The sequence below is a fragment of the Nonomuraea sp. NPDC002799 genome, from assembly GCF_053592075.1.
The window spans coordinates 199009-218868 of record NZ_JBSFVA010000017.1 but is presented as its reverse complement, the minus strand read 5'-3'; the positions used below and the strand labels follow the sequence as shown (position 1 = coordinate 218868).

Sequence of the window (19860 nt, the reverse complement as noted above, 5' to 3'; positions counted from 1 at the left end):
GCGGTGCGGGCGGCCGAGTTGCTGCGGGAGACCTTCCCGGACGGGCAGTTCTATGTGGATTTGCGGGGTGTGGACGCCGAGCCGGTGCCGGCGGCCGAGGCGCTGCACCGGCTGCTGCGCGCGCTGGGCCTGGATCCGCGGGCGATCGCCGAGGAGGAGCGGGAGCGGGCCAGCCAGTTGCGGGGAACGCTGGCGGAGCGGCGGTGTCTGCTGGTGCTGGACAATGCCGCTGATGAGGCTCAGGTGCGGCCGCTGTTGCCGGGTGCGGGGGCGGGGATGGTGGTGGTGACCAGCCGGCGTGCGCTGGGTGGGTTGGAGGGGGTGGCGCGGATCGCGCTGGCGCCGTTGTCGCCGGAGGAGTCGGCGGAGCTGCTGCGGGCGATCGTACGGGAGGGCACCGATCGCGCGGCGGCGGAGACGGCGCAGGTGGCGGGGTTGTGCGGGCATCTGCCGCTGGCGTTGCGGATCGCGGGCACCCGGCTGGCCTCCCGGCCCGGATGGACGATGCGGCACCTGGCCGAGCGGTTGTCGGATGAGGATCGCCGGCTGGCGAACCTGGCCGTGGGCGATGTGGGAGTGGAGGCGGCGTTCGCGTTGTCGTACGCGCTGCTGCCGCCGCAGGCGCAGGCGGCCTTCCGGAGGCTGGCGCTGGTTCCGGCCGTGAATTTCGCCGCGCCGATCGCCGCCGTGCTCACCCAGAGCGAGGTGTTCGACGCCGAGGACCAGCTCGATGACCTGGTCGAGCTGGGCCTGCTGCAGCACGAAGACGCCGACCGCTACCGCTTCCACGACCTGATCCGGCTGTATGCGAGCCAGCGGCTGCGCGAAGAGGAACCCACCGAGGCCCAAGCGGCGGCCGAGCAGCGCATGATCGGCTGGCTGCTGGAGACCGCGACCATGGCCGGGCGATGGTTCGAACCCGACCACGGCGCGCCACCGCCCGGCTGGCAGGGTCTGGTTCGGCTCGCCACACTGGAGGAGGCGCGGGCCTGGCTGGAGGTCGAACGGGAGACGTGGCTGGCCGGGCTGCGGCTGGCGGCCGCCGTCGGCCGCCACGAGCAGGTGGCCGGACTCGGTGAGGCGATGCGCTGGTTCGCGGCCTACACGCAGCACTGGTCGAGCGACTGGCTGGAGGTGTTCGGGCTGACGCGTGCCGCCGCCGCGCTGTCCGACCGCCGCCGGGAGCTATGGCACATGAACCGTTACGTCTGGGCATTTCTCGGCGCCTACGGACCTAGTGGAGACGCGGCGTTGAGGGAGTGCGCGGAGCAGGCGATGGAGGTCTACCGGCTCGCCGAAGACCTCGGCGCGGTCAAAGAGCAGGCCGATGCGGTGTGCAACGCGGCCGAGGCCTGGCGGGTCCTCCGCGACTTCGATCAGGCGCTGTGGGCGTATTCCCGGGGGCGAGACCTGGCCGAAGCTGCCGGTTACCACCACACCTACTACTGGGCCAGCGAGGGAGTGGCGCGTGTGCTCGCTCGTCTCGGCAGGCTTGATGAGGCCATTGAGGCGTCCCGCAGCTTACTGAGGAACATCGACGAACAGCCGGTCGCGTCCGCTGCGGCACAACACTCACGGATAGGTGCCCTGCAGGGCCTGGCTACAGCTCTGCTCGCCGCGCAACGCTGGCAGGAGGCCATCGAAGTGGCCGAGCCGGCCTTGGCCGAGACCATCGAGCAGGGCAGCACCTGGACCACGAACATGCGCGTGGCGCTGGGCCGGGCCTATGCCGGGCTCGGTGTGACCGGCGAGGCTCGCGAGCACCTGACCCGGGCGATCGAGCTGGCGGAGAAGAACAAGACTTGGGCGCCCGGACCTCTTGACGAGGTGAAGGCGTGGCTGGCGGCCCTTGGCAGTGATCACCGCACGTGACGATCCTCGCAAACAAGGGTCTTTGCGCTATCTTCGCGCGGCCAAGGGGCTTCACGTGGATGCGCACCTGTACGCGGACCGGACGAGGATAGGGCGTCGGGGTGGAGCTGTTCAGCCGATGCTGACGGGCAGTTCCTTGATGCCGTTGATGAAGTTGGAGCGCAACCGGCGAGCAGGTCCCGTCTGGCGCAGGCGGGGGCGGCGGCGGGCGAGTTGCTCGAACAGGATGCGCATCTCCAGCTTGGCGAGGTGGTTGCCCAGGCAGAAGTGGGCGCCGCCTCCGCCGAAACCGATGTGCGGGTTGGGGTTGCGGCCGATGTCGAAGATCTCGCCGTCAGGGAAGACGGTGGCGTCGCGGTTGGCGGAGGCGTAGAAGACGACGACCTTGTCCTGAGCCTTGATGTGCTGGTCCCCGAGCATCTGGTCCGTGGTGGAGGTGCGGCGGAACAGGTTCACCGGCGACACCCAGCGGACGATCTCGTCGGCGGCGGTCTTGGCGAGGGTGGGGTCGGCGACCAGGCGGTCCCACTGGTCGGGGTGCTCGAAGAGGGCGAGCATGCCGCCGGAGGCCGCGTTCCTGGTCGTCTCGTTGCCCGCCACCACGAGGAGGAGCACGAACAGGTCGAACTCGTTCTCGTCGAGCGTCTCGCCGTGCTCGTCGGGCTGGATGAGTTTGGTGACGATGTCGTCCTTCGGGCTGGCCCTGCGCTGCGCCGCGAGCTGGTTGGCGTAGGCGTAGACCTCCATGGCGGCGGCGGAGCCCTCTTCGGGAGAGGCGGCGTAGTCGGGGTCCTGGCTGCCGATCATGCGGTTCGACCAGTTGAACACCTTGTCGCGGTCGGTCACGGGCGCGCCGAGCAGCTCGCAGATCACGTAGAGGGGCAGCGGGGCGGCGACCTCGGTGACGAAGTCGGCCTCACCCGTGCACTTGTCGAGGAGGTCGTCGCAGATGTCGCGGATGTGCTGTTCCAGGGCGCCGATCGTCCGGGGGGTGAAGCCACGGTTGACCAGGGAGCGCCGTCTGGTGTGCTCCGGCGGATCCTGGTTGAGCATCATGAGGCGTTGCAGCGCGATCTGCTCCTCCGGCAGCTCGTCGAAGAGGGCAAGTTTTCGGGAGGAGGAGAACAGGTCGGAGTGCCGGGAGACGTGGACGACGTCCTCGTAGCGGGTGACGGCCCAGAAGCCGGGATCGCCGTCGTGCCAGTGGATGGGCGAGTTCGCGCGCAACCAGGTGAGCTGGTCGTGCGGCGGTCCAGAGGTCGCGTAACGGTCCCTGTCGACGAGGTCGATCTGCACCTGGCTCACCCTCTTGATCAAGCGCTTGTTTTACCGGTACTGAAACGTGTTCTATTACGTCCCTGTACGGTCGTCAAGGAGACCATGGCACGTTCCGGGGCCGAGACGGCGCCTCTCAGCGGACAGAAGGCGGGCCGCACGCCACGTCAGCAGGTTTCTCCTCCGATGTTTTCGGCGACGAAGTTACAGTCATGTGAACGCGGCCATCGATGCGGTTAACTGGCTTCACACCTCACGTTCGTTGTCTATCGCTGTATTTCGAGGTCACGTATCGGATGTATCCACCTGGACGCTCTTGACAGGCTCCACCCGGCCGCATGAGCATCAGGGGACAAGACATCCGATGTATGGCTGAAGGGTGCGGTGTGAAGCTGCTGCGAGTAGGACCGGCCGGGCAGGAGCGACCGGTGGTCATGGATGGCGCCGGCCACCTGCGCGACATCGGAGAGCCGGACATCGACGGGGCTTTCCTCGCCTCCGGCGGAGTGGCGCGCGTCCGCGACGCGCTTGAGCGAGACGCCCTGCCCGTCGTCGACGCCGAGGGGCTGCGGATCGGCGCCCCGATCGCGCGTCCGGGCAAGATCGTCTGCATCGGCCTCAACTACAGCGATCATGCCGCCGAGTCCGGCGCCCAGGCGCCGGCCGAGCCCATCGTGTTCATGAAGGCCGCCAACACCATGATCGGCCCGTACGACGAGGTGCTCGTCCCGCGCGGCAGCGTGAAGACGGACTGGGAGGTGGAGCTGGCCATCGTCATCGGCCAGGAGGCCCGCTACCTGGACAGCCGGGAGGCGGCCCTCGGTGTGATCGCCGGGTACACGATCTCCAACGACGTGTCCGAGCGGGAGTTCCAGCTCGAACGCGGCGGGCAATGGGACAAAGGCAAGTCGTGCGAGACCTTCAACCCGCTCGGCCCATGGCTGGTGACGGCGGACGAGGTCGGCGACCCGCAGAACCTCCCGCTGCGCCTCTGGGTGAACGGCGATCTGCGCCAGAACGGCGACACCAAGAACATGATCTTCGACGTGGGGGAGATCGTGCGGTACCTGAGCCGGTTCATGGTCCTGGAGCCGGGTGACGTGATCAACACGGGCACGCCAGCGGGCGTCGCGATGGGGATGGCGGACCAGCCGTACCTGCGGGCCGGAGACGTGGTGGAGCTGGAGATCGAGGGGCTCGGGAGGCAGCGCCAGACGGTTGGCCAGGCATGACGGCGACCGGGACCGGGGGAGCGGTGGCGTACCGGATCGTGGGGATGGAGACGCACGACGTGCGGTTCCCGACCTCGCGCGAGCTGGACGGCTCCGATGCGATGAACCCCGACCCCGACTACTCCGCGGCCTACGTCGTGCTCACGACCGACGACGGGTTCGAGGGGCACGGGTTCGCGTTCACGATCGGGCGCGGGAACGACATCCAGACCACGGCGATCAGCGCGCTGGAGCCGTACGTGATCGGCAAGGACGTCGAGGATCTCGGCGCGCTCTACCAGGACATGGTCAACGACTCGCAGTTGCGGTGGCTGGGGCCGGAGAAGGGCGTCATGCACATGGCGATCTCCGCCGTGGTCAACGCCCTGTGGGATCTCAAGGCCAAGCGGGCGGGCAAGCCGTTGTGGCGGTTGTTGTCGGAGATGTCGCCGGAGCAGATCGTCGGCCTCATCGACTTCCGGTACCTGAGCGACGCGTTGACGCCGCAGGAAGCCCTGCGGATCCTGAAGAACGCGGAACAGGGGAAGGCCGAGCGGGCCGAGCGGCTGATCGAGGTCGGCTACCCGGCCTACACCACGTCGCCGGGATGGCTCGGTTACGACGACGAGAAGTTGCGCCGGCTCTGCAAGGAAGCACTCGACCAGGGGTTCGGGCAGATCAAGCTCAAGGTGGGCGCCGATCTCGACGACGACCGCCGCCGCTTCAGGGTGGCCCGCGAGGTCTGCGGCCCCGACTACCCGATCGCGATCGACGCCAACCAGCGCTGGGACGTCGGCTCGGGCATCGAGTGGATCAACGCGTTGCGCGAGTTCGGCCCGCACTGGGTCGAGGAGCCGACCAGCCCTGACGACGTGCTCGGCCATGCCGCCATCGCCAGGGGCATCGCGCCCGTTCCGGTGGCCACCGGCGAGCACGTGCAGAACCGCATCGTCTTCAAGCAGCTCCTGCAGGCCGACGCCATCTCCTACCTGCAGATCGACGCGGCCAGGGTCGGCGGGGTCAACGAGAACCTGGCGATCCTGCTGCTCGCGGCGAAGTTCGGCGTCCCGGTGTGCCCGCACGCGGGTGGCGTGGGGTTGTGCGAGCTGGTGCAGCACCTGTCGATGTTCGACTACGTGGCGGTCACCGGCACCATGGACGGCCGCGTGATCGAGTACGTCGACCATCTGCACGAGCACTTCACCGATCCGGTCGTCATCCGGAACGGCCGGTACGTCGCGCCGTCCGCGCCCGGTTTCAGCGCCGAGATGCGCGCGGAGTCGATCGCCGCCCACACCTTCCCCGGCGGCGAGGTCTGGAGGCAGGGATGAGCGACAGCGGTCAAGGTCCGGAGGGGCGCGTGAGTCTGAAAGCGATCGTGACCGGTGGCGGTTCCGGCATCGGCCTGGCCGCGGCCACCGCGCTAGCCGAGCGCGGCATGACGGTCGCCTGCCTCGACCTCAACCCGCCCGGAGAGCCGTTCATCGGGATCAAGGCGGACGTCACGGACGACGCCGGTGTACGCGCGGCGGTGGCGGCGGCGGCCGACCGGCTGGGCGGCATCGACGTGCTGGTGAACAACGCGGGCATCGGCGCGCAGGGCACCATCGAGGACAACCCGGACAGTGAGTGGCACCAGGTGTTCGACGTCAACGTGCTCGGCATGGTCCGGGTGGCGCGGGCGGCGCTGCCGTACCTGCGCAGGTCCGAGCATGCCGCCATCGTCAACACCTGCTCGATCGCGGCCACCGCCGGGCTGCCGCAGCGGGCCCTCTACAGCGCGACCAAGGGCGCGGTGTTGTCGCTGACGCTCGCCATGGCCGCGGACCACCTCCGCGAGGGCATCCGGGTCAACTGCGTCAACCCCGGCACCGCGGACACCCCGTGGGTCGCCCGGTTGCTCGATCAGGCCGATGACCCCGAGGCCGAACGGGCGGCACTCAACGCCAGGCAGCCGATGGGCCGCCTGGTCAGCGCGGCGGAGGTCGCCGCGGCGATCGCCTACCTCGCCGGCCCCGAGTCCGGCGCGACGACCGGGACCGCGCTCGCGGTCGACGGCGGCATGCAAGGGCTCAGGCTCCGACCCAGCTAACCCGGGCCGGCCAACTTTCGGGCCGGCCGACCAAGGAAGGTAACCCCCCATGAAGTTCGGACCGGCGGTCGCGGTCGCGGCCCTCCTGGCGGTCGTCACCGCATGTGGATCAGGCACCTCAACGGAAGGAGGAGACGGCGGCGGGAAGGTCGGGATCGACCACCCCCGGGCCGACTCCGACTTCTGGAACTCCTACATCAAGTACGTTCCGCAGATGGCCGGCGAGCTCAAGGTGGACCTCATGCCCGCCACGAACTCGCAGAACGACGTGGCCAAGCTGGTCAGCAACGTGCAGGCGCTGACCGGCCAGGGCGCCAAGGTGATCGTCATGGCCCCGCAGGACACCGGCGCCATCGCCAACACGCTGCAGCAGCTCGCGAACAAGAAGATCCCCGTCGTGACCGTCGACACCCGGCCGGACAAGGGCCAGGTCTACATGGTCGTCCGCGCCGACAACCGCGCGTACGGCACCAAGGCGTGCGAGTTCCTCGGCGAGCAGCTCGGCGGCAAGGGCAAGGTCGTGCAGCTCCAGGGCGCGCTCAGCTCGATCAACGGCCGGGACAGGTCGGAGGCGTTCCTGGAGTGCATGCAGGCGAAGTTCCCCGGCATCACGGTCTTCAGCGAGCCGACCGACTGGGAGGGCAGCAAGGCCGCGTCCATGTTGCAGACCCGCCTGGAGCAGAACCCGGACGTCAAGGGCGTCTATATGCACGCGGGCGGCGTCCATCTGGCGCCCACGCTGCAGGTGCTCAAGCAGAAGGGCCTGCTCGTCCCGCCGTCCGACCCCAAGCACGTCTTCGTGATCTCGAACGACGGGATCCCGCAGGAGTTCGAGTCGATCCGCAAGGGTGACATCGACGCCACGGTCTCGCAGCCGGCCGACCTGTACGCCAAGTACGCGCTCTTCTACGCCAAGGCGGCGGCCGAGGGCAAGACGTTCAAGCCGGGCCCGACCGATCACGGCAGCACGATCATCCAGCTCCCGAACGGCCTGGAGGACCAGCTTCCGGCGCCGCTGGTGACGAAGGAGAACGTGGACGACAAGACCCTCTGGGGCAACCAGGTCAAGTGATGAAAAATCACGTTGAAGCTCGAAATGTCGTGAAACGCTACGGCCCGACCACCGCGCTCGACGGCGCGGAGATCGCGATCGCCGAGGGCGAGATCCACGCGCTCGTGGGCCGGAACGGCGCAGGGAAGTCCACCCTCGTGTCGATCCTCACCGGGCTTCAGCGGCCGGACGAGGGCGAGGTGCTGTTCTCGGGAGAGGCGGCGCCCGCCCTCGCCGACCGCGACGCCTGGCGGCAGCGCGTCGCCTGCGTCTACCAGAAGTCCACCATCATCCCGGCGCTCACGGTCGCCGAGAACCTCTTCCTCAACCGCCAGTCGGCCGGTGGCGCCCTGATCAACTGGCGCGGGCTGCGGGTTCGGGCGCGCGAGCTGCTGGACACGTACGAGGTGGACGTCGACGCGCAGGCCCTGGCGGGGGACCTGAGCGTCGAGCAGCGCCAGCTCGTGGAGATCGCCCGGGCGTTGTCGTTCGGCGCCCGGTTCATCATCCTCGACGAGCCGACCGCCAGGCTCGACGGCCCGGCCATCGAGCGCCTGTTCGCGCGCATGCGGTCGCTGCGCGAGCAGGGCGTCACGATGATGTACATCTCTCACCACCTCGACGAAATCTACGAGATCTGCCAGAGCGTCACGGTCTTCCGCGACGCCCGGCACGTCGTGACCAGGCCGGTCGCCGACCTGCCGCACGACGAGCTGGTCGCCGCGATGACGGGGGAGGCCACGACGGCGTACGAGTCCCGCACCCGCACACCCGGCGACCGCGTGGTGCTGGCAGGGGAGGGGCTGTCGCTGGCCGGTCGCTACGCCGGCATCGACATCTCCGTCACATCGGGCGAAGTGGTCGGCCTGGCCGGCTCCGCGAGCAGCGGCAAGGTCGGCCTGGCCGAGACACTGGCCGGCCTGCGCAGGGCCGACGCGGGAACGGTCACGGTCAACGGCACCCGGGTCAGACCGGGCGACGTCCCGGCCGCCATGAAGGCGGGGCTCGGCTTCGTGCCCGAGGACCGCCACCACGAGGGTTTCGTCCCGCTGCTTTCGGTCGGCGAGAACGCCACGTTCCCGATCGCCCGCAAGCTGGGCCGGTACGGCCTGGTGGCCCCGCCCCGCCGCCGATCCAAGGCCGAGCAGATGATCCGGCGACTGGACATCAAGGCCGAAGGGCCCGATCAGCCCGTCGGGGACCTGTCCGGCGGGAACGCGCAGAAAGTGGTGTTCGCGCGGGCGCTGGTGGACGACCCGACGGTGCTGGTCGTGATCAACCCGACCGCAGGCGTCGACGTCAAGGCCAAGCAGGCCCTGCTCGGCGCCGTCGAGGACGCGGTCGAGCGGGGCGCGGGGGCCGTGGTGGTCTCCGACGAGCTCGACGACCTGCGCATCTGCGACAGGGTGCTGGTGATGTTCCACGGCAGGGTCGTGAAGGACGTGCCGCGTGGCTGGACCGACCACGAGCTCGTGGCCGCGATGGAAGGCATGGAAGATTGACCACTTTGACTGCGCCGGCCCCCCGGGTGCGGCTGACCAGGTTCCGTGACCTGACGCTGGTGCCGGTGATCGTGCTCCTGCTCGTCGTGGGCGCGTTCCTGGACCCGACCTTCCTGACGGCCGGCAACCTGACGAACGTCCTGCAGCAACAGGCCGCGATCTCGCTCCTGGTGCTGGCGGAGGCGATGATCCTCATCGCCGGCAAGTTCGACCTCTCGCTGGAGTCGACGGTCGGCACCGCTCCGGCCATCGCGGTGATGCTGGTGATCCCGGTCTCGGCGGGTGGGTTCGGCATCGGGCTGCCCGGCACGCTGGTGATCCCGCTGGCGCTGCTGATCGGCGCGGCCATCGGCGCGTTCAACGGGTTCCTGATCATCAGGTTCCAGCTTTCGGCGTTCATCGTCACGCTCGCCATGCTGATCATCGTGCACGGGTTCCTGCAGGGGCCGTCGGAGGGCAAGACGTTGTTCGAGCTTCCCGAGTCGATCCTCTACCTGGGCAGCGCCCTGTGGCTCGGTGTCCCGGCCGCCATCTGGATCGCCGGTGTGCTGTTCGCGGCCGGCGTCTTCGGCCTCGGCTACCTCCGGCTGGGCCGCTCCCTCTACGCCATCGGCGGCAACGCCGACGCCGCCCGCGCCGCCGGCATCCGCGTGGACCGGGTGCTCTACGGCGTCTTCATTTTGGGCGGCATGCTGGCGGCGCTGGCCGGGATCCTGGAGACGGGCCGGCTCGGCGCGATCGGCAACAACCAGGGCGTGGGCTGGATCTTCATGGTGTTCGCCGCGGCCGTCATCGGCGGGGTCAGCATGGACGGCGGCAAGGGCACGATCCTCGGCGCGCTGACCGGCGTGCTGGTGATCGGGCTGGTGCAGAACATTCTGACGCTCATCGGTGTCTCGGGCTTCTGGCAGCCGGTGATCTACGGCGGAATCATCCTCATCGCGCTGATGATCAGCCGGATCGCGGGCGGAAAGGCACAGGACTGATGGGACACGGCCGAAGGCGCGGCGCGATCGAGTTGCCCCGGTACGGGCTGGGCGGCGCTCCGCTCGGCAACCTGTACGAGGCGGTCTCCGAAGAGCAGGCCCACGCCACGGTCGACGCGGCGTGGGACAGTGGGGTGCGCCTGTTCGACACCGCTCCCCACTACGGGCTGGGCCTCTCGGAGCGCAGGCTCGGGGCGGCGCTCGCCGGCCGCTCCGGTTACGTCCTGTCCACGAAGGTCGGCCGCCTGCTGGTCCCGGCCCCATCCGGGGACGGCCGCGACCTGCGGACCTCCGGCGACCGCGACGACGAGGGCTTCGACGTGCCAGCCCGGCTCGCGCGCGTGTGGGACTTCTCAGCCGGGGGCGTCCGCAGGTCGCTGGAGGAGTCGCTGACGCGGCTCGGGCTGCCGGCCATCGACATCGCCCTCATCCACGACCCTGACGACCACGTGGACCAGGCGATCGAGGAGGCGTACCCGGCCCTGGCCGGCCTGCGGGCCGACGGCGTGCTGCGGGCGATCGGCGTCGGCATGAACCAGTGGCAGGCGCCCCTGCGCTTCGTCCAGGAGACCGGCATCGACGTCGTCATGCTCGCCGGCCGCTACACCCTGCTCGACCAGTCGGGCCTGCCGCTCCTGGAGGAGTGCGCGATCCGGGGCGTCAAGGTGCTGGCGGCCGGGGTCTTCAACAGCGGCATCCTCGCCACCCCCAAGCCGTCGGGCACGTACAACTACCAGCCCGCCCCCGCGCCGCTGGTACGGCGGGCCACCAGGATCGCCGAGGTCTGCGAACGACACGGCGTCTCGCTGCCCCAGGCCGCCATGGCCTTCCCGCTGCGCCATCCGGCGGTCGCCTCGGTCGTCCTGGGGGCGCGCGCCCCGCACGAGGTCACGGCGAACGCCGCCCTGTGGTCCTGCCCCGTCCCAGACGAGCTGTGGGCCGAACTGGCGGAGGAGGGCCTGCTACCTCCTCAAGCGGGAAAGGCGTAACTCACGATCCACAACCTGGGGATCACCTCGACCTCGCCGGTCAGCACGAACCCGAGCCGCTCGTAGAGCGTGCGCGCGGGCACGTTGTCGCGTCCGGTCGACACCACGACCCGCCGCTCGCCGGCTCTGGCCATGACCTCCTTGACCAGGGCCCGCCCGATCCCACGCCGCGCCGCGTCCGGACGTACGACCAGCCGGTTGACGTCCACCTCGTCGGCCGTCTCCTCCCACGCCACGGCACCGGCCAGCCGCCCATCCGCGTCCATGGCCCCGAGCCACCTGAGGGGCTGCGCGCGGAGCTCGTCCAGGCTCTCGTGCAGAGGCGGAATGCGATCATCCTTGATGATCTCCGCCTCGACGGCGTACGCGGCCCGCTGCAGGGAGAACAACTCAGCCCCGAGCGCATCCTCGGCGGGCGATATTTCAGTAATCAGCACCGAGGCAGTATCTCCTGTCCCACCTCCCACAGCGCGCCGACGGGCACGGCCCGCATGCGGTCGCCGAACGGCAGGGTCTGGGTGCCGGTATAGAGGACCACGCCCAGGACGAAGTCGTCCCCCAGCCGTTCGGCGAGGTGCTTCAGACCTCTGAAGTCCTCGGGGCGCACGGTGGAGGCCGCCTTCACTTCCACACCGACCACGCGTCCCTGCCGGTTTTCGAGCACCGCGTCCACTTCCGTGCCGTCTTTGGTGCGGTAGTGATAGAGCTCGGCCCGCTCGTTCGCCCAGGTGAGCTGGCGGGCGAGCTCCATGAGGACGAATCCTTCGAGCAGCGGGCCGAAGACGCTGTTGGGACGGATGAGACCGCGGGCATCGGTCCCGAGGAGGTTGGCCGCCACCCCGGAGTCGACGAACGCGACCTTCGGCGTGCCGATGGCCCGGCTGCTGAGGTTTCTGGACCAAGCCGGAATGCGCTTGATCAGGAAGACCTCTTCCAGCAGAACGAGATAGCGGTTGATCGTCTTGCTCGACACGCCGAGCTCCGTGCTCAACGCGTTCGCGACGAGCAACTGCCCGGAGCGGGCGGCCAGGAGCCGGATGAGCGCTCTCATCTGCGGGGCACGCTCGATCTCGGCAAGCTGCCGTACGTCGCGGGCGATCAAGTCGCTGACGTAGGAATCGAAGAAGCGCCCTCTGCGTCGCGGGTTGTCGCGGGCGACCGCTTCCGGAAACCCACCGCGCACCAGCCGCTCGGCGTATTCGGCGCGGGACACCTCGGAGCTGTGCTGAAGGGCGGGCCCTTCAGTGAAGGCGACGTCTATGAAGCCGTCGGGGGCGCCGTCGATCTCGCCCTGCGCGAACGGCCACAACTCGATGGTCTCCATTCGCCCAGGCAGCGTGTCGGGGAGATCGCGGAGGCCGAGCAGCCGTGACGAGCCCGTGAGCAGGAAGTGGCCCGGCCTCGGATCGCCGTCCACCTGGGCTTTGATCGCCAGCAACAGCTCGGGGACCCGCTGGATCTCATCGATCCCCATGAGACCGGGGAAGTCCACGAAGCCATCCGGATCGGCCAGGGCCGCCTGCCTCGTGGCTGTGGCATCGAGGTCGCGCCATTCGGCGGCCAGGCCCTTGGCGAGAACACGGACCAGGGTGCTCTTGCCGGATTGGCGGGGCCCGTTGATGAGAACGACCCGCGTGTCGTCCAGTGCCTCGCTGACCGCCCGCGCTGCGTGCCGTGGCACAAGCCGGCCCAGCGGAGTGTTGCTCATCTCCTCAGAATGGCATATCGCTGTCGCATTGGCCGCTAGGTTGCTGTCGCATTAGTCGCCGGGTTGCTGTCCCATTGGTCGCCTGCTTGCTGTCGTGTTGGTCGCACCTTGAGGTCCGATCGGACGCCGTGATGATGGCGTGTTGGTCACCGGCCTGGCGGCCGTCGGGCCGGTGACCGTTCACGACGGGATGAACAGCCAGGACTTCGACGGCCCAGGCGCATACGCCGAGTCCAGGCGTTTGGCCACCACCCCGGGCAACCCCTGCTCCCGAGCCGCCTTCCGCACCGCCCCCGCCTCCCCGGGCCAGGACGGCGCCGTCTGCCAGTGGGCGTTCGACAGGTTCAGCGCCTCCAGCGCCGACCTGCGCGCCGTGTAAGGCTCGCCCACCAGCGACTGCCCGTCGTCGTACAGCAGGTCGTAGAACAGGAGGAGCTCCGCGCCGCCGAGCGTCGCGAGCTCCCCGTCCAGCAGCGCGGTGCGGCTGCCGAACGACTGCGCGAGGGCCCGCAGCCATGGGTGCTCGCGGGCGGCGGTGGTGCGGCCGCCGTCGATGGGGACGAGCAGCCGCCTGCCGCCCCACGCGAACTCGAAGGCGTACGCGGAGGTGTCGAGCGGGGGCCGCGCGCGCTCCAAGGGCAGCATGGGCTCCGCCGCAGGGAGCGGATCGCGGACCGGGGGGTCCATGCGGTGGATCATCCAGTTCTTCCCCCGGGTCTGGAACAGCACGAACCGGCCGGAGGCGCGCCGCCCGTGCAGGACGACCTTCACCTCGCGATCCGACCACTTCTCCGTCTCGTACGTGCCGGCGTCCCAGATCGTCATGGTGCCCCCGCCGTACTCGCCCCGGGGGATCTCGCCGTGGAAGGCGAGGTATTCCATCGGATGGTCCTCGGTGTGCACGGCCAGGTGGTTGGTGCCGGGGTCGGCGGGCAGGCCCTTGGGGACGGCCCAGGACACCAGGACCCCGTCGCGTTCCAGGCGCAGGTCCCAGTGCAGGGACCGCGCGTGGTGCTCCTGGACGACGAACGCGTTGCCGTCGCCGGCCGTAGGTGACGTGGAGGGGACGGGCTCGGGGGTGCGCTCGGCGTCGCGCTTGCTCCGGTATCGCTCCAGTTTGTCAGGCACGTGAAGGTGCTACCCGCTCGCGCTCTCCCGGATCAGCGGCTCCTGCGGCGTTGCCGCCGGTCCCGGTCAATCGTCTGAGCAGACCTCCTGGTGGGGCTCAGGGCAGCGCCTTGCGCAGCCACGACTCCACGCCCGCCACGTGCACGGTCGCCCACGACCGGGCGACGTCGGCCTGGCGGGCGGCGATGGCCTCGTAGATGGCGGTGTGCTGCTCCCTCGTCTTCTCCATCGCGCCCTCCTGCGTGAGCCCCCGCCAGATCCGCGCCCTGGTCGTCGGACCTGACAGGCTCTCGATGAACGAGCACAACACGCTGTTGCCCGACCCTTGCGCGATCCGCTGGTGGAAGCGCAGGTCGTTGGCCACCAGCTCCTCGACCGTGGGCTGGTCGGGCAGCGACACCAGGATGAGGCGCAGCTCCTCGATGTCGGCCTCGGTCATCAGCTCGGTCGCCAGCGCCGTCGCGGCCGGCTCCAGGATGCGCCGGACCTCGAAGAACTGGATCACCGTGTCGTCGCGGTGCAGGTCGAGCACGAACGACATGGTGTCGAGGAGCAGGTGCGGCTCCAGACTCGTCACGTACGTGCCGTCGCCCTGCCGCACGTCCAGCACGTTGATCAGGGACAACGCGCGTACGGCCTCGCGCAGCGAGTTGCGTGACAGTCCCAGGTGCTCGGCGAGATCGGCCTCCTTGGGCAGCCGATCGCCGGGGGCCAGCTCGCCGGAGAGGATCATCTGTTTGATCTTGTCGATGGCCGCGTCGGTGACCGCCACGCTTTTCTCCCTAGACATCGGATGTCTAGGAGTCTAGGGCCTGAAAGCGGACCAGATCGACCCCGATCACGCGGCGGATCAGGCCCCTGGCCTCCAGGGTGCGCAGGTGGGCCGCGGCCTCCCCGGCCGCCATGCCTCTCAGCACGGGCGCCAGGTCGTCCCATGGTTTGTTCCACGTCATCATCGCGGCGACCTCCCAGATGGTCAGCGGCTCCGGCCGCTGGGTCAGGAGGGTGTGCAGCCGGTCGAGCTTCTCCTCGTGATGGTGGCGGATCTGGACGGCTCGCGCCGCCACATCGGGAAATATCCATTCATGTGCGGGCAGCGCCTCAACGGCGTCGAGCTCCAGCGGGCTCAGCTCGCCGACCCGGTCCAAGGACTCCAGGAAATCACTCAACGGATCGATATCATCCCTGTCATAGGGATAAATGCCGATGTGCGGGGTGATGTCGGGCAGGACGTGATCGCCGGTGAACAGCCGGTCGGCGTCCTCCAGATGCAGGCAGATGTGCCCGGGGGTGTGGCCGGGCGTGTGCAGGGCCCGCAGTTTCCGGCCCGGCAGGTCCACCAGGTCGCCGTCGCGCAGCTCGCGGTCGGGCAGCGCGGGCGGCGCCGGGCGGCCGGCCATCGCCTGCCGCGCCTCGCCCGGATCGGCGCCGGCCCGTCTGAGCATGTCGGACTGGAAGAAGTCCTGCTCGGTGGCGGCGTACTCGGTCATGAGCCGGACCAGTGCCGCGTCGTTCTCATGCATGGCGATCCAGGCCCCTGACGCGTCCCGCACCTGCCCGGCGAGCCCGGCGTGGTCGGGATGGAAATGGGTGACGACCACCCCGCTCACCGTGCGCACGTCGAGGCCGAGCGTCGCGAGCCCGCCGCTGAGCGCCTCCCAGGCGTCCGGATGGTTCCATCCGGCGTCCACCAGCACGGGGCCGCTGGGCGATTCGATGGCGTAGACGAGCGTGTAGCCGAGCGGGTTGCCGGGGATCGGCACCGGCACGCACCACACCCCGCCGCCGAGCTCCTGCGGGCGCTGCTCCGCGTACGGCCTGCGTCTGGACTTCATGCATCCCCCGTTGATGTTCGTGATCAGCCGATCCGCTCAAGGATCGTGGCCGTGGCCAGCGCCCCGCCGGCGCACATCGTGACCAGCGCGGTCGCCGAGTCGGAGCGCTCCAGCTCGTGCAGCGCCGTGGTGATCAGGCGTGCGCCGGTGGCGCCCACCGGATGGCCGAGCGCGATCGCGCCGCCGTTCACATTCACGCGGTCGAGGTCGGGCTTGTGCACGCTCGCCCACGACAGGACGACCGACGCGAACGCCTCATTCACCTCGAACCTGTCGATGTCGCCGATCGCCATCCCGGCCGCCGTCAGCACCTTGGCCGTCGCGTCCACGGGACCGTCCAGGTGGTAGTACGGCTCCGCCCCGACCAGCGCCTGCGCCAGGATCCGGGCCCGTGGCCGCAGCCCGTACCGGTGGGCCGCCTGCTCGCTCATCACCAGCACGGCGGCGGCGCCGTCGGAGATCTGCGACGAGGTGCCGGCCGTGTGCAGCGCGCCCTCCGCCACCGGTCTGAGCCCGGCCAGGCCCTCCACGGTGGTCTCGCGTAATCCCTGGTCGCGGCGGACCTCGCCGACGGGCACGACCTCCCGCTCGAACCGGCCGTCGGCCCACGCCTTGGCCGCCAGCCGTTGCGACCTGGCCCCGAACCAGTCGAGCCGCTCGCGCGTCAGCCCGCGCCGCCGCGCGATCCGCTCGGCGGCGGTGAACTGGTCGGGCAGGTCGATGCTCCAGTCGTCCGGCCTGGGCCGCGCCGGCCGGACGTTGCTGCCCAGCGGCGCCCGGCTCATCACCTCGACGCCGCAACCGACGCCCACCTCGATCACGCCCGCGCTGACCATCGCCGCCGCCAGGTGCACCGCCTGCTGCGACGAGCCGCACTGGGCGTCGACGGTCGTGACGCCCACCTGGTACGGCAGCCCGGCATAGAGCCAGGCGTGGCGCCCGACGTGCCCGCCCTGCTCGCCCGCCTGCGTCACGCAACCCGCGAACACCTGCCCGACAACCGAGGGATCGATGCCCGAGCGCTGGACCAGCCCGTTCAGCGCCGTGGCGAGAACCTGTTGCGGTTTGAGCTCGGCCAGCCAGCCGGCACGCTTCCCGATGGGAGTGCGAACGGCCTCGACGATCACAGGTGTGCCCACGGCAGCCTCCAGAACGATGCTCTGGCGCGACTGTAACGCGTTCTACTTTGTCGCGGAAGCCTCCAGTGACGCCGGCAGCTCGAAGGACTCGAACAAACTCTCCTCGAAGAACATCCCCACATGCCGGACGGCGTCGCCGGCGAAGGTGAGCACCATGATGGCGAACTGCCGGTAGGCGCCCTCCTCGCGCAGGTAGACGGCGAAGGCCGGCTGCCCGTTGGCCGCGATCGGCATCAGCCGGAGATCGCCGGCCCGCTGGGCCGGGCACTGCGTCCTGGTGAGCTCCATGATCGCTTCCGGCCCCTGGTACCAGCCGACGAAGGGGGGCATCTCCCAGACCGCGTCCTTGGTGAACAGGTGCACCATGCTGTCGACGTCGTAGCTCTCGAACGCCGCGACGTAGCGGTCGAGCTGGGCGCGCTGCTCCGGCGACAGCGGCTCGACCGGGTCGTCGAGGCTCGGCGACACCTCGGCGAGCTGGGCGCGGGCCCGCTGGAGGATGCTGTTGACGGCCACGGTGGTGGTGTCGAGCGCCTCGGCCACCTCGGCCGCCTTCCACCGCAGCACGTCACGGAGGACGAGCACGGCGCGCTGTCTGGGCGGCAGGTGCTGCAGCGCGGCGATCAGCGCGAGCCGGACGCTCTCGCGCGAGGTCACGATCGAGGCGGGGTCGTCGGCGCTCACGCCGGTCTTGTGGTCGGGCGCGGGCTCCAGCCACGGCACCTCGCCGTCCTGCACCAGGGGCGCGCTCGCCTCGGTGCTCGGCGCGCCCAGCCCGGTCGGCAGCGGCCGCCTCTTGCGGCTGTCGAGCGCGGTCAGGCACTGGGTCGTGGCGATGCGATAGAGCCACGTACGCAGGGAGGAGCGACCCTCGAACCCGTCGTAGGCCCGCCACGCGCGCAGATAGGTCTCCTGGACGAGGTCCTCGGCGTCGTGCACCGACCCCATCATGCGATAACAGTGCGCGAGCAGCTCGCGTCGCATCGGATCAGCCTGCCGGAGGAAGTCCCCGTTGGTCGGCTTGTCGGTCATACCCCTCTGTATAACCGCCGCCACCGACAATTCGACGAGCTTCCTCCTCTCCGTGCGGCTCTGCCGGCGCAACGTCCGGCGTCGTGCGCGCAGTCTGTCAGGCTGCTCCTCGAAGGTGCTTGACCCTTTTCGGCCTGGACTCGGCCGCCAGGTTCGCCGCCAACTCGTCCAACGTCGCCCCGCAGCGGACGTTGGACAGCCCAGCTTCCCGGGGAACCGGGCTTTTGCGGATCGCCGCCCAGCCTCCGGCCATGTCGTGAATCTGCCAGCTCGGATATGCGTCGATCACTTGTTGCAATGTCACGGGCATGGCCGTGTTCCGACGGTCGGCGTCGGGAGCGGGTGAGACAACTGGGCATAGCGGTGGGCGGCCTGAGCTGGGTCGGTGGACGGGTGCCCGGCATAGATGACTCGTCGCCGTTTCGCGTCCCAGCCTGTACGCCACCAGAATCGCCCACCGTCGCACCATACGACCAGCCCGACCCATACGGATAGCAGTGCCAGGCCATAGCCGTCGTGGACGTCGGATGAGATCCCCAGGCGGCCCAAGTCCCGCTGGAGTCGTACGGCCGTGTTCAGCGCGTCATCGTGCCCGATCGGGTCTTCGGTGTCGGAACTGGCGTCGGTGAGGGTGCTTTCTTGCATGTCATCGAAGCTAGGGATGACTCCGGCGCGAAAATCGCACGCTCTGTGTGACCTGCCGGCCTGACCCTACGTGGTCGTCGATCGAACACGCCGTGCCAGCGAGCGCAACGGCTCTGGGATGCGCGTGTGCGCCCGCAGAAGTCCGGTGACTGTTTCGCGGGCCATCGGGTGATATGCCGTGTGTTGCGGCGACAGCCGGTCGGCGCGTTTCAGGGATTCCAGGGCACGATCCGGCCTTCCCGCCATGAGCTGTACGCGAGCAAGATCGATGTAGTGGTGCGAGGAGCGCTCAGGAGGAAGGGCACGAGACGGCTCGAATCCTTCGTTCCGCCGCAACGCCTCATCAGGATCTTCCAGCTCCACGGCGGCGGCTATCTCGTGGATGCGCACGTTGCTCGGACCGAAGGAAAGGCCGTAATGGTTGGTGTCACGGCCGATGCGCGAGGCGTACTCCTGTGCCAGGCCGAGGTGTTCCCAGGCATCCGACCTGCGTGGATACATGCGGGCGGCCAGGATGGCGGACCGCAGATGCATCGAGCCGGCGATCGCGAGCCCCGGTTCGCTACCTGATATCAAGGGGTCGAATGCTCGGTGAGCACGATCGAGGAAGGCGAGACCGGCACGGTAGGCCGCCGAGGCGAAGAACACTTGGGATCGCTCCTCGGCGGCGTAGGCGAGCAGTTCCGGATCATCGGTCTCGCGGGCCGCCTGCGTCGCCCGGTCCACGGCGACCGAGGTGAGATCGACATAGCCCAGCCGGTAGGCAACAGATTTGGCCGCGATGAACGCATGCATCAGCATCTCAGCCACCGTCCGGCGCTTCGCGCCCTCGCTTCCGTGCAGGGCGGCGGACAGTTCCTCGATCAGCCCCGGCAGCAGCTTGCCCAGTGCGACGTAGTCGATCCGGTCCAGGAGGGAGGCGACCTTGCGCACGTCCAGCCGTAGGGCGTCGAGGTCTCTCGGCTCCGCTTCCAGGTCGGGCGGTACGTCCCAGTAGTGGAGGGCGACGCGGATGGCCGGGATGCTGGCATGTGCCCGGTCGGCCCGTCCGGTGGACCCACGGTAGGGCTGTCCGGTCAGTTCCGTGACGTCAACGTGCAAGGCCCTGGCGACGGCCGCGATGTACCAGGGCGTGGCGGGCTTGCTGCCTCGCTCAACTTGCGACACCAGGCTTTTGGAACAGGGAATGAGCAGGGCCAGGCCCTCCTGCGTCAGTCCGGCGAGCTTGCGGGCTTCGGCGATGCGGGGGCCTATGCCCGCCTGATCCATGATCAGAATGTTCGTGCCGATGGGGGTCATGGGGTCACCCTTCCCGAGGTCCGGCTATCACCCTCCTTGCCAGCGTAGGCGGCAGGGCTGACAGGATTGCCACGCAAAGCGATCGCGCCCTCACTT

17 protein-coding genes are annotated in these 19860 nt (G+C 69.4%); 8 read left to right on the top strand and 9 right to left on the bottom strand.

The window, feature by feature from the left end; genetic code table 11:
• On the top strand, positions 1 to 1872 hold a 1872-nt coding region (locus ACWD0F_RS28985; RefSeq protein WP_449880750.1), incomplete at its 5' end, for an NB-ARC domain-containing protein.
• Between the two features lie 111 nt (positions 1873 to 1983).
• Here the strand turns inward: ACWD0F_RS28985 and ACWD0F_RS28980 are convergent.
• Positions 1984 to 3189, bottom strand: a complete 1206-nt coding sequence (locus ACWD0F_RS28980; protein ID WP_449880748.1) for a cytochrome P450 — start codon at positions 3187 to 3189, stop codon at positions 1984 to 1986.
• A 344-nt stretch (positions 3190 to 3533) separates the two neighbouring features.
• Between ACWD0F_RS28980 and ACWD0F_RS28975 the strand changes: the two genes are divergently transcribed.
• Genes ACWD0F_RS28975 through ACWD0F_RS28945 form a run of 7 tightly spaced genes read left to right on the top strand, consistent with a single transcriptional unit; the run spans position 3534 to position 10978 of the window.
• Positions 3534 to 4379, top strand: a complete 846-nt coding sequence (locus ACWD0F_RS28975) for a fumarylacetoacetate hydrolase family protein (protein WP_449880746.1) — start codon at positions 3534 to 3536, stop codon at positions 4377 to 4379.
• The gene (locus tag ACWD0F_RS28970) at positions 4376 to 5689 is read left to right on the top strand and encodes an enolase C-terminal domain-like protein (RefSeq protein WP_449880744.1); all 1314 of its coding nucleotides are present in this window, start codon (positions 4376 to 4378) and stop codon (positions 5687 to 5689) included. The genes ACWD0F_RS28975 and ACWD0F_RS28970 overlap by 4 nt, the downstream gene beginning before the upstream one ends.
• A 29-nt stretch (positions 5690 to 5718) precedes the next feature.
• A complete protein-coding gene (locus tag ACWD0F_RS28965) occupies positions 5719 to 6450 on the top strand; it encodes an SDR family NAD(P)-dependent oxidoreductase (protein WP_449880742.1) in 732 nt (243 codons plus the stop codon).
• A gap of 49 nt (positions 6451 to 6499) precedes the next feature.
• Positions 6500 to 7522 carry a sugar ABC transporter substrate-binding protein gene (locus ACWD0F_RS28960; protein WP_449880740.1) on the top strand — a complete coding sequence of 341 codons (1023 nt, stop codon included), beginning with the start codon at positions 6500 to 6502 and terminating at the stop codon, positions 7520 to 7522.
• Between the two features lie 29 nt (positions 7523 to 7551).
• Positions 7552 to 9003, top strand: coding sequence for a sugar ABC transporter ATP-binding protein (locus tag ACWD0F_RS28955; protein ID WP_449880738.1), 1452 nt, complete (start codon positions 7552 to 7554; stop codon positions 9001 to 9003).
• Positions 9000 to 9989, top strand: a complete 990-nt coding sequence (locus ACWD0F_RS28950; RefSeq protein WP_449880736.1) for an ABC transporter permease — start codon at positions 9000 to 9002, stop codon at positions 9987 to 9989. The genes ACWD0F_RS28955 and ACWD0F_RS28950 overlap by 4 nt, the downstream gene beginning before the upstream one ends.
• Positions 9989 to 10978: an aldo/keto reductase gene (locus ACWD0F_RS28945; RefSeq protein ID WP_449880734.1), complete on the top strand. Its 990-nt coding sequence runs from the start codon at positions 9989 to 9991 to the stop codon at positions 10976 to 10978. Before ACWD0F_RS28950 ends, ACWD0F_RS28945 begins: the two co-directional genes overlap by 1 nt.
• Here ACWD0F_RS28945 and ACWD0F_RS28940 read toward each other — a convergent pair.
• The 8 genes from ACWD0F_RS28940 to ACWD0F_RS28905 all read right to left on the bottom strand — a co-directional run bounded on the left by ACWD0F_RS28940 (position 10960) and on the right by ACWD0F_RS28905 (position 19764).
• Positions 10960 to 11415 carry a GNAT family N-acetyltransferase gene (locus ACWD0F_RS28940; RefSeq protein ID WP_449880732.1) on the bottom strand — a complete coding sequence of 152 codons (456 nt, stop codon included), beginning with the start codon at positions 11413 to 11415 and terminating at the stop codon, positions 10960 to 10962. The genes ACWD0F_RS28945 and ACWD0F_RS28940 overlap by 19 nt on opposite strands.
• Positions 11409 to 12686 carry an ATP-binding protein gene (locus tag ACWD0F_RS28935; RefSeq protein WP_449880730.1) on the bottom strand — a complete coding sequence of 426 codons (1278 nt, stop codon included), beginning with the start codon at positions 12684 to 12686 and terminating at the stop codon, positions 11409 to 11411. Before ACWD0F_RS28935 ends, ACWD0F_RS28940 begins: the two co-directional genes overlap by 7 nt.
• Before the next feature lie 180 nt (positions 12687 to 12866).
• A complete protein-coding gene (locus tag ACWD0F_RS28930; protein WP_449880728.1) occupies positions 12867 to 13814 on the bottom strand; it encodes a DNA polymerase ligase N-terminal domain-containing protein in 948 nt (315 codons plus the stop codon).
• A 97-nt stretch (positions 13815 to 13911) separates the two neighbouring features.
• Entirely contained in the window at positions 13912 to 14586 is a 675-nt protein-coding gene (locus tag ACWD0F_RS28925; protein WP_449880726.1) for a FadR/GntR family transcriptional regulator, read from the bottom strand.
• A gap of 25 nt (positions 14587 to 14611) precedes the next feature.
• Positions 14612 to 15649, bottom strand: a complete 1038-nt coding sequence (locus ACWD0F_RS28920; RefSeq protein ID WP_449880724.1) for an MBL fold metallo-hydrolase — start codon at positions 15647 to 15649, stop codon at positions 14612 to 14614.
• Positions 15650 to 15672: 23 nt separating this feature from the next.
• Complete coding sequence (locus ACWD0F_RS28915; protein ID WP_449880722.1) at positions 15673 to 16788, bottom strand: steroid 3-ketoacyl-CoA thiolase; 1116 nt, start codon at positions 16786 to 16788, stop codon at positions 15673 to 15675.
• A gap of 42 nt (positions 16789 to 16830) precedes the next feature.
• The gene (locus ACWD0F_RS28910; RefSeq protein WP_449880720.1) at positions 16831 to 17820 is read right to left on the bottom strand and encodes a sigma-70 family RNA polymerase sigma factor; all 990 of its coding nucleotides are present in this window, start codon (positions 17818 to 17820) and stop codon (positions 16831 to 16833) included.
• A gap of 711 nt (positions 17821 to 18531) precedes the next feature.
• Complete coding sequence (locus ACWD0F_RS28905) at positions 18532 to 19764, bottom strand: helix-turn-helix domain-containing protein (RefSeq protein ID WP_449880719.1); 1233 nt, start codon at positions 19762 to 19764, stop codon at positions 18532 to 18534.
• Positions 19765 to 19860: the final 96 nt, after the last annotated feature.